This is a genomic window from Iodobacter sp. CM08, assembly GCF_033446605.1.
GTDB lineage: Bacteria > Pseudomonadota > Gammaproteobacteria > Burkholderiales > Chitinibacteraceae > Iodobacter.
The window spans coordinates 23,037-33,092 of sequence record NZ_JAWQUO010000048.1 but is presented as its reverse complement, the minus strand read 5'-3'; the positions used below and the strand labels follow the sequence as shown (position 1 = coordinate 33,092).

Below are 10,056 nucleotides of genomic sequence, written 5' to 3'. Positions count from 1 at the left end.
AAGGCTTTGAATTACGCAGCGACAAACAAGGCGCCATCCGTGCCAACGGCATCCTGATTAGTACGGAAGAAAAAAGCGGCGCAAGCGGCAAGCAACTCGACCACAGCCCAGTGCAAAGCCAGCTAGAAGCAGCGCTGGCACTGGCCCAAAGCCTAGGTGAAACCGCCACCAACCAACTCGCTGACACTATCGAAACCGGCGACGGCGATAAAACGGTAAAACCCGATAACAGTGCAGGCGCTAAAGCCAGCACTGGTCATCTGCACCACCACGTACACGCCAGCAAAAGCTTTGAAGCGGGGTCAAACACCGATAAAGACGGCAAGAGCAAATCCAAAGACCAAGCAGGCCAACAAAAAATCATCCTGCTGCACGGTGAAGATGGTGTAGCCATCACCAGCCCGCAAAGCCAGACGATTGCCGCAGGCACAAACCTTGATCAGGTCGCCCAAAGAGACACAAACCAAACCTCTGGCCGCCGCTGGATACATAACGTCGGCCAACACATCAGCCTGTTTGTGGCAGGGGTAAAAGATAAAGTCGCGCTAAAACTGATCGCAGCCAAAGGTAAAATCCAGCTGCAAGCGCAAAGCGACGACATTGAAATCACCGCAGACAAAAACGTAAAAATCACTGCCTGCAAAGAAAAAGTAGAAATCGCCGCAGGGGACGAAGTGCTCCTTACATCAGGCGGCGGCTATATAAGGCTGAAGGGCGGCAATATAGAAATCCACTGCCCAGGGGAAGTGAGTATTAAGGGGGCGAGTCATGAGTTGAGTGGGGGGACGAGTCTTGCTAAAACATTCAATGCAATGCCAACTACCAAATTTAATGATAAGTTTTTATTGAGGGATCAGGTGACTGGTGAAGTTCTGCCTAATAAGAAATATATGATTCAGCGTGGGTTTGGAGAGAAAGAATATGGTGTTACCGACGCAAGTGGTTATACCCATGAGGTTAAAAACCCTGATTCAACTGAAAAAGTTGAAATATATTTGAAGGATTAGTATGGGTAAGTCACAGAGTAGTTTATGTAAAGTTGGTGAAAAAACACTCACAGGCGATGCTAATAAAAAAGATAAGGAAATAGAAGTACCCTCGAAGAGTTTTATAGCTTTTTTTATTGGAGGGGCTGCAGATAAAAAATCATATTATGGGCAGGGCCCAACTGCACTAGTTAATTATGCTCGGCTTTCATTTGTATACAAAATGGAGTCGCTAGGTTTTGATAAAGGCGATCTTAGGAGTAAATTTACACATCATATTGGTTATGATGACGCAAAAGGTGAGGAAGATGTTAAATCTTCTATTTTAAATAAAATTGAAGATAAAGATAATACTTACATTTATTTGATAGGCCATAGTTTAGGGGCATGGAATGCTGCACATTTATCTTCTTATTTGATGGATGAAGGATATAAGGTTGAATATTTGGTTACTTTAGATCCTGTTGGTGAAGGCATTCTTGTTGGAATGTTTTCAGACATATACTGGGGAAAGCCGGAACCAAAGTATGCTGAAAAAAATTGGATTAATATTAGGGCTGAATTTACCTCTGGTGATTTAGATGTATCAGATAAAGTTGCTGATTTTGGGGAGCAATGGAATATTAAAAGTGGGCCAAATATTAATGAAACTCTAAATATACATCACGCTAATGCGGATTTGATGTTTGGCACGGTTTTGTCGAGTGGTCGATCTGCTTTAGATTTTATCTCTGCTAATATTTCAAAAAAAGTAAAAGTAAAAAATATTGCAGATAAAAAATGTAATGATGAAGAGAAACCAAATATAGAATTTTAATTTAATGATGAGTTGAAATGTATGAAAATATTTAATTTTTGTTTGGTTGTGTTGTGCTTAGCCTTGAATGCATGTGCAGGTCAAAATGTGCAGGAAGCTAATTTAACGTATGTATCCTTAAATAAAAATAGGAGCATGGCTAGATTGTTTTTTAAAAGTGATGTGGATTTTTCTAAAGTTATTGATGAGAAAAAAGGTCAATCTATTGGTTCAAGGACGATACAATGTTCGTTGACTGATGACGTTAATTTTACTCCCGGTCATTCACTTCAGTATTTTTTAGAAGGACAGTTAAGTAGAAGTGAGGGACAGGATAATATTGGATTTATGTATTCTAGTGATCTTTTGTTTGCAATGTCTGATGAGGAAAATGAGAAGTATAGAATTAATAAAAATATAAATGGAATGGTTTTGAATGATGCATTCAGGGCTATGATTTTTAATAGAAAAAAAATACCTTGTAAAGTTATTGTGACAGTCGTCTATAGTTCTCCATATCTGTCAAAAATTATGTATGTTCCTAGTAAAGATCTGATCGATTCATTTTTTAATAAATAATGTAATTGTATTTTAATTTATTTGTGTGTTAGTTTTTTTTGCTCTCTATCTGTTAAATTTTAGACGTGTTCAGTTTTTATTTAACCTATCGTTTTGCTAAAAATATTGTAATAAATGGAATAAATTTGGTCAGGGTAAAGTCAAATTTATTTTTCATTATGAGCGGAAAAGCAAATTAGTGTGAAATAGAATTTGGAGGAAGTCGATTAAGTACAGATATGAGGTGTTTGAGTATTAAATAAGAACGACTCATAAGAAAATAGTGCCTACCCACAAAAATTAGATAAGTTCTTTATTTGTATTGATAAATAGGTTAAATAGGAAAAATTCTAATTTTTTTCTGTATTTTTTGGAATCCGTGCAGGGTAGGTTTAGTACTGTGCAGGATTGCCGGTAGGCCAAGTATGTTTATTGGAACTAGTGACTGATCAGTTTTCGTCGTTACGAATGGAGGAGCATGCTTGCGGCTAAATTGCCCAGCATGGTTTGATAGCAATAATCTGAGGTGGGCCACATTGGCCATTTAATGATGAAAAAAATATTAGTATATTTCGCTGTTTTATATACATCATGCAATGTGCATGCAGAGCCTATGGTTGGAGTTTATGCAAATTTGCCCGTATATAATTATCCTGCGGGCGTAATGAAGCCTGTGGCTTCTGAAATGTTGATATTTACGGCTAAGAAGTTAGATAGTGCAGCAACGTTTTCTGTTTTTCAATCACAAGAGAAAGGGACTTTTAATGTTGCATGTTGTTTTGATGTTGTTGATTTAAACGCTGTTTCTATAGATAAACTATTAAAGAAGTATTATTTTGATATTTCATTTTCTGAGTTGTTGAAAGGAATTAAAGGATATCAGTACGCTTATAATGTGCGTTATTCTAAGCAAGCTGGTAATAAATGGCAAAAAATATTAATGCAAAGTTATGGACTTGAATCTTCCATTCCATATGTAATGCCAACAGCGGAGATTAAGATTTTGTCTGACGATGTAGTGAAAAATCCTATTTCTATCGAGCCATTTAAACTTGAACTTGCTGAAAAGTACATAAGGGGAAGTGTGAATAGAGAAAATTATCACTTTACCATTAATGGACAAAAAATAAATTTTTCTGTACCACTGCAAACTGGTGGATGATTTTTTTCTTAATATTTTTATTGATGAAAATAGTAAGAGTGATCGTAAAGTGAAATTTTATTAAAGCAGTATTTGTCGGGTCTTAACCCGATCCAAATTGTTAGTGAATTAAGCTTATTCGTATAAAACTCTTTGCTTTTGTTGCAGAATAGCGGGTTACGCTTGTGGCTCTGAAGTTAGTTTTGCAGATGAAGAAAATAATCACTATTTCAATCAATAATTGATTGAAATTCTTAAAAAAATGATGCGATTTATTGTAATCTTCTGTAGATCACAACAATGAATTTAGAATCAGAAGAGTTTGTGATTAAAACAAGGGATATAACTAAGCAGATTTAAGCTCTGCTTGTGCATCATTTTTTATGATAATGAAATAATGGTTGTAAGTTTTTACAAAATATCCGCCATCGGTGAAAATAGGCGGTGGCATCAAAATTGGTAAATAGATTAAATTATTGCTTGTTTTTTATAATCTGTGTATTTATTGCGGTAATTAAATTCAGACTCTTATAACTCCTCGGAATCCGCCCATGTCTACTCCCCTTAAAGCGCTTATCTCCCGTCTCACCCCTACAGCCCGCCGTGCGGTGGAGGAGGCGGCTAGTCGGGCTTTGTCGCGCACTCATTTTGAGATTGAAATTGAACACGTTGTGCTGGCCATCTTGGCGCAGGACGATAATGCGGGCGTGGCGGCTTTGCACGCTTTGGGTTTGAGCCTTGATCAGTTAGAAAAAGAGCTAGATTCTGCGCTAGATCGTTTCCGTACCGGCAATACCCGTAATCCGGTGTTGTCGACTTGGCTGCCAAAGTGGCTAGAAAAAGCTTGGTTAATGGCCAGTGCCGAGCTGGGGCAGGATTCGGTTTCTACTTTGGATTTATTGTTGGCGCTGGTGCAAGACGACGCTTTGCGCGCCACGGTGCAGGGCAGCTCGGCCACGCTGGCTAAGATGGATGGCAAGCGTGCTTTACAGGGCTATGTGGCTTTGCGTCAGCATGGTAATGAGGCGGCAACTAATTCCGCTGATCTGCCTGCGAGTGATGGCACTGAGATGAAAGAGATGAATTTGGATCAGCCCGCGCCGCGCCGTGGCAGCCCAGGGCTGGATAAATATACGATTGATTTAACTGCACAGGCCAAGGCGGGCAAGATTGATCCGGTGTTGGGGCGCGAGGCGGAAATCCGTCAGATGATCGATATTTTGCAGCGTCGCCGTCAAAATAACCCAATCCTCACTGGTGAGCCGGGCGTGGGTAAAACCGCTGTGGTGGAAGGGCTGGCTTTAAAGATTGTGAGTGGGGAAGTGCCACCCGTGCTTAGCGGCGTGACTTTGCGCACCTTAGATTTAGGCCTGCTGCAAGCCGGTGCCAGCGTGAAAGGCGAGTTTGAAAACCGCCTGCGTCAGGTGATTGATGAAGTCAAAGGCAGCCCTGTGCCGATTATTTTATTTATTGATGAAGCGCATACCTTGATTGGTGCGGGCGGCGCGGCTGGGCAAAATGATGCGGCTAATTTATTAAAGCCTGCCTTGGCGCGCGGTGAGTTGCGCACGATTGCGGCCACCACTTGGGCGGAATACAAAAAATATTTTGAAAAAGACGCGGCTTTAGCGCGCCGTTTTCAGGTGGTTAAAGTGGATGAGCCAGCGCCAGAGATCGCGGTGCAGATGGTGCGTGGCTTAACTGGCGCAATGGCCAAGCACCACGATGTGTTGATCATGAACGAGGCCGTAGTGGCTGCGGTGCATTTATCTAGCCGCTATATCACGGGCCGTCAGCTGCCAGATAAAGCCATCAGCGTGCTCGATACGGCGTGTGCCCGCGTGGCCTTGTCTAAAAGCGGCCGTCCGGCTCCGATTGAAGATTTAGAAGTGATGATTGCGAATATCGATCGCGAAATGCTGGCGCTAAAAGCTGAAGAAGGCCATGGCGAGCGGATTGCCGAGCTGGCTGGGCAGCGTGAAGTACTAGAAATTGATCTGCAAGAGCTGCAAAAAGCGTGGGCGGTGCAGCAAGAGCTGATTAATGAAATTGTGGTTTTAAAAGCGGAAGCGGCGGATGCCAAACCGGTAAAAGGCAAAAAAATCAGTCCGCTGCAGACTAAGCGCAATGAATTACGTGAGCTGCAAAAACAGCATCAGCTGGCGTATGAATGCGTGGATGAAAACGTGATTGCGGATGTGATTTCTGGCTGGACGGGCATTCCACTAGGGCGCATGGTAAGTAATGAATTGGTGCAGGTGCAAAAGCTGGCGAGCTTGCTGGCAGAAAGGGTGATTGGCCAGGATCACGCCTTAGAGCAAATTGCCGAGCGTGTGCAGATTGCCAAGGCCAATCTGGATGATCCAAGCAAGCCTAAGGGCGTATTTATGCTGGTTGGCCCTTCTGGTGTGGGTAAAACTGAAACTGCGCTGGCGCTGGCTGAGTCTTTATACGGTGGCGAGCGTAATCTAATCACCATTAATATGTCAGAATATCAAGAGGCGCACAGCGTATCAGGCTTAAAAGGCTCGCCTCCTGGCTATGTGGGTTATGGCGAGGGTGGGGTGCTTACCGAAGCGGTGCGTCGCAAGCCTTACTCGGTGGTGTTGCTGGACGAAGTTGAAAAAGCCCACCCAGATGTGATGGAATTGTTTTTCCAAGTGTTTGATAAAGGCCTGCTGGAAGACAGTGAAGGGCGCGAGGTTGATTTCAAAAACACTATTATTCTGCTGACATCCAATACCGGTACGGATCTGGTGATGCGCGCTTGCGAGCATGGCGTCACTATTGATGATGTAAATCGTGACCCAACCGCCGATGATCTGATCGAAATTTTGCGCCCAACCTTACAAAAAACCTTTAAGCCTGCCTTTTTAGGCCGCCTAACTATCGTGCCTTACTTCCCGATTGGGGATGAAGTGCTGCGTAAAATTGTGGCGCTTAAGCTAGCAAAAATTGCTCGGCGTATCGCTCAAAACCATGGGGCAGTGCTGGAATATCCAGTAGAGCTGGTTGATTCCATTGCTAACCGCTGTATGGATGTTGATAGCGGCGCGCGCGATGCCGATGCTATTTTGGTGCGCACCGTGTTGGCGCAAATTTCGGCCGATTTATTGGCTAGAATGGCCAGCGCTAAGCCAGTGAAAAAAATTGCGCTAACGCTTAAAAATGATGAGATTAAGGTGAAAATTAGCTAGGGCCTGTTGACGCTTCATTCACAATTGCGCTGAGCCGGCAAACAGCTAGACACAAGGCATGCGACGAAGGCAATAACTGGTTATTTCCGAGTAATAGTTCCCCCCTTTGAAAAAGGGGGGCGAGGGGGGATTTTGCATTGCACACCTTTACAGAAAAGCATCTAGCGCATTCCAAGGCAAATCCCCCTTTGACTAAGGGGGAGGCTGTAGCACTGAAATGCTGCCTATTCTAAATAGTCTTTGTACGTAACATCAGTTAAGGAATTGTATATGTTGGGAACTATGGGTCTGTTTGGCGGGCTCTTTGCTGGGTGGTGGTTGCTGCTGTGGTGGGGCTTACCGATCAGCTTTCAAAAAATGAGCCCAACGGCTATGTTGCTTACCCATCTGGCCCCGCCTTTGATTTTGGGCGTGGTATGGCGTATCTGGCAAAGAGTGCGTGAATCGCGGATTGTGCAGGCGCAAACCGATGGGCAAGCGGCTGCAGAGGCAGAGCGTGTTGCCCAGCGTGAAGCGGCGCGGCAGCAGCATTATGCGGCCTTAGCAGAGCGGCAAATTAAAGTGCTGTGCCGTGGTGTATGGGGCCAAGCGTTACCGGTTAAGGATGAACCCACATGGCTAGAAGAATTGCCGGATGGCGCACACTGGAAGGCACTGGCACGTGATGAGTTAGCCGAAGGTAGCGAGGACGATTTACTCGGCTCCTTGCAACTGGTCGTGCAGCAAGTCTTGGAGGATGTCTATGCTGCTGCGCCGGGGGCGGCGTGGTTGCCACATTATTTTGAGGTTAACCCACAAAGCGAGGGGCGTGAGCAGCTAGCTATGCTCAAACAGGCGCAGTTGCAGGCGATCAACGCCCAAGAGTTTGCCGCAGCACCCGAGGCAGAGCCACGGTTCTTTCCAGGCTCTGGTGCGCTAATGAGCAGAGTGCAGCAGCTGTTTCAGCAGGATTCTGGCCTGCCAGGTATGGTGATTTACGCGGCGGATGCGCCGCTGTTAGTACGCGGCACTCCAGAGCATGAGTGGGATGAGCTAAAGCCTGACGATGAGCAGCAAAATAAATGGCAGGGCATGCCGGGTTATGCGGCGGTGGCGATGGTGTTCTTAAGAGAAAACCTGCCCGTGCCAGAGGCGCTGCCCGCTCAAGAAGAAGGTGAGAGCGACGCTTACACGCCTTACTGGGAAAAACAGCAGCATTACGGTGACGAGCGCTGGGGACGCGTGCCGCTGCAGTGGCAAGACACGCTGGCTCAACTGCCGGTACTGGCCGAGCTGCGTTTATCAGAGCAGGCCACGATAGTGCAAAAGCAATTGTTGCCTATGACTCGGCAAATCCACACCCTGTTTGATAACGCCTTAGTGAATGCCGGTTTGCGCGATTATCCATTCAGTAATGAAGATAAAGATGAAGCAAAAGATCAAGCAGAAAGCATTGCTTGGCTAGTGCATAACAGTGGCGATGTTGGCGTGGGTGGCACGCGGCTGGCCGCCTTGTCTTCGGCGCTACAGCAATACGCTGTGCCTGTGAATGCCATTGATGACGCCAGTAATAGCGTGCGTGAATGGGGTGATGTGGGCTCGGCGCGCTCTGTGTTACAAACGGCCATCGCGGTGATTCACAGCGCTAGGCTGGAAGCCCCAGCGGTGCTGGTGGAGTTTGAACGGCTTAATGAAACAGAACATTTTAGTGTGGCGCTGATCAGGCCACAGGAGCAGGCCGCATGAAACGTGTGATTCGTATAGGCGATCAAAGCAGCCATGGCGGCGTGGTGGTGAGTGGCGCAGCTAAAACGGTGTTATTTGGCAAGGCTGTGGCCTTGTTGGGCGATAAAGTCAGCTGCCCCATCCCAGGCCACGGCGTCTGCCCAATTGTTGAGGGTGATTCTAACTGGCTGGTCGATGGTAAACCCGTCGCCTTAGAGGGCCACAAAACGTCGTGTGGCGCGGCCTTGATTTCATCGATGCCTGAGCTGGGTCGATCTTATGAAGGGGGAGGAGAAGCGACATCATCATCATCATCTTCTTCTCCTTCTGCAATGGCTGCCTTAGCCGTTATCCCTTTAATGGCCTCAACCTTAAAACAAAATCCAGACCATCTCTTTGATGAGCAATTTGTGATTAAAGATGCAACAGGAAAACCATTAAGCGGAGCTTTATATTCCGCCAAACTTCCCAACGGGGAAGTCGTCCATGGAGAAGCTGACTCTTCTGGCATGACTATACGTTTTGCCACTGCTGAGGCTAGTAAAATCGCTATTTATTTAGGCCACAGAGACGACCTTTAAAGGAAAATTTATGCCTATTGCTACCGCAACAACCAATACAACACCAAATTCAGTAGTTGAAGGACAAACAGAGCGCTTATGGACGACATGGGTAGCATCTGACAGAGTGTTAGCATTTATAGGTGAATGGGAAAGTGGGGTTCTTAATGGAACATTTAAAAGTCACCCTGTTGTAGAAGGAATGATTCTTGATGTTTACCTAGACTCAAGAGGATTGCCTACTGTTGGGTGCGGGCATTTAATTGTCCCTCAAGACCACTTAGTACTTGGCGATACAATAACTTTACAAAGAGCGAAAGATTTTCTAAAACAAGATTTAGCAATCGTTGAAAGAGCCGTTAATGCAAAAATAAAAGTACCGCTACATCAATACGAGTATGACACTCTTGTTGATCTTGCTTTTAATGCTGGGACAGGTAATGGATTTACTAAAATTGCAAAAAAAGTTAATAAGGGTGATTACACAAAAATACCGGCTTTTATAAAAACATATCGAACAGGTGGCGGCAATAAAAAGAGACGGGCATCTCAAGCTGATTTGTTCGAGAGTGGGGAATATGATGCGAGCCATTAAATATATGATATTATTGACAACGATGGTTTTAGGTGCTGCAAATGCAACTACAAACATGAACTGCTTAGAACATTTAGGCGGAGGGATGTCAGATATATCTTGTTATAATGATTTAACAAAAGAAGTAAATAATAAAAACGAATTAATAATTAAAGATATTATAAATACCATACCTAAAAAAAGTAATATTTTGTTGAAAATAAAAAAAAATATTGCTAACAATAAATCTAATGTTGTTGATTATTGTAATATAAAAAAAATGGCGGCTAATAATTGGGAGTTGGAGGGTAAGGATGGTATGTCAGAGCATAAATATATGGATGTAATATATTATGAGTGCATATATACACAAGCAAAAATATTAACAAGTAACCTACAGTCAATATTAGATGAGTATAAGCAATCTAATTAATGACTGAAATTATGCAGCTCTTAGACTTAGAAAATCAATTATTTTGTGGTTGTTTTCAGCTAAGTGTCCGTGCTTTAACTGCGGTAAAATAGCAGAGAAGTATTTTG

9 protein-coding genes are annotated in these 10,056 nt (G+C 44.1%); all 9 read left to right on the top strand.

The features are described from left to right. Nucleotides 1–1,007, top strand: a 1,007-nt coding sequence (locus tag R6242_RS19810) for a DUF2345 domain-containing protein (RefSeq protein ID WP_318430213.1), incomplete at its 5' end; no start/stop codon positions are given. A 1-nt stretch (nt 1,008) separates the two neighbouring features. Continuing rightward, a complete protein-coding gene (locus R6242_RS19805; protein ID WP_318430212.1) occupies nt 1,009–1,803 on the top strand; it encodes a hypothetical protein in 795 nt (264 codons plus the stop codon). A gap of 21 nt (nt 1,804–1,824) precedes the next feature. Next, complete coding sequence (locus R6242_RS19800; protein WP_318430210.1) at nt 1,825–2,361, top strand: hypothetical protein; 537 nt, start codon at nt 1,825–1,827, stop codon at nt 2,359–2,361. Nucleotides 2,362–2,887: 526 nt separating this feature from the next. Further along, on the top strand, nt 2,888–3,502 hold the full coding sequence (locus R6242_RS19795) for a hypothetical protein (RefSeq protein WP_318430209.1): 615 nt from the start codon (nt 2,888–2,890) through the stop codon (nt 3,500–3,502). A gap of 530 nt (nt 3,503–4,032) precedes the next feature. Further along, nucleotides 4,033–6,678 (top strand): type VI secretion system ATPase TssH, encoded by a 2,646-nt coding sequence (gene tssH / locus R6242_RS19790; protein WP_318430207.1) that lies wholly within the window; start codon nt 4,033–4,035, stop codon nt 6,676–6,678. 270 nt (nt 6,679–6,948) lie between these two features. Beyond that, nucleotides 6,949–8,403 (top strand): hypothetical protein, encoded by a 1,455-nt coding sequence (locus tag R6242_RS19785; protein ID WP_318430205.1) that lies wholly within the window; start codon nt 6,949–6,951, stop codon nt 8,401–8,403. Beyond that, on the top strand, nt 8,400–8,963 hold the full coding sequence (locus tag R6242_RS19780) for a PAAR domain-containing protein (RefSeq protein WP_318430203.1): 564 nt from the start codon (nt 8,400–8,402) through the stop codon (nt 8,961–8,963). Before R6242_RS19785 ends, R6242_RS19780 begins: the two co-directional genes overlap by 4 nt. Nucleotides 8,964–8,973: 10 nt before the next feature. Next, nucleotides 8,974–9,537, top strand: a complete 564-nt coding sequence (locus R6242_RS19775) for a lysozyme (RefSeq protein WP_318430201.1) — start codon at nt 8,974–8,976, stop codon at nt 9,535–9,537. Next, the gene (locus R6242_RS19770) at nt 9,521–9,949 is read left to right on the top strand and encodes a hypothetical protein (protein WP_318430199.1); all 429 of its coding nucleotides are present in this window, start codon (nt 9,521–9,523) and stop codon (nt 9,947–9,949) included. The genes R6242_RS19775 and R6242_RS19770 overlap by 17 nt, the downstream gene beginning before the upstream one ends. Nucleotides 9,950–10,056 lie beyond the last annotated feature (107 nt).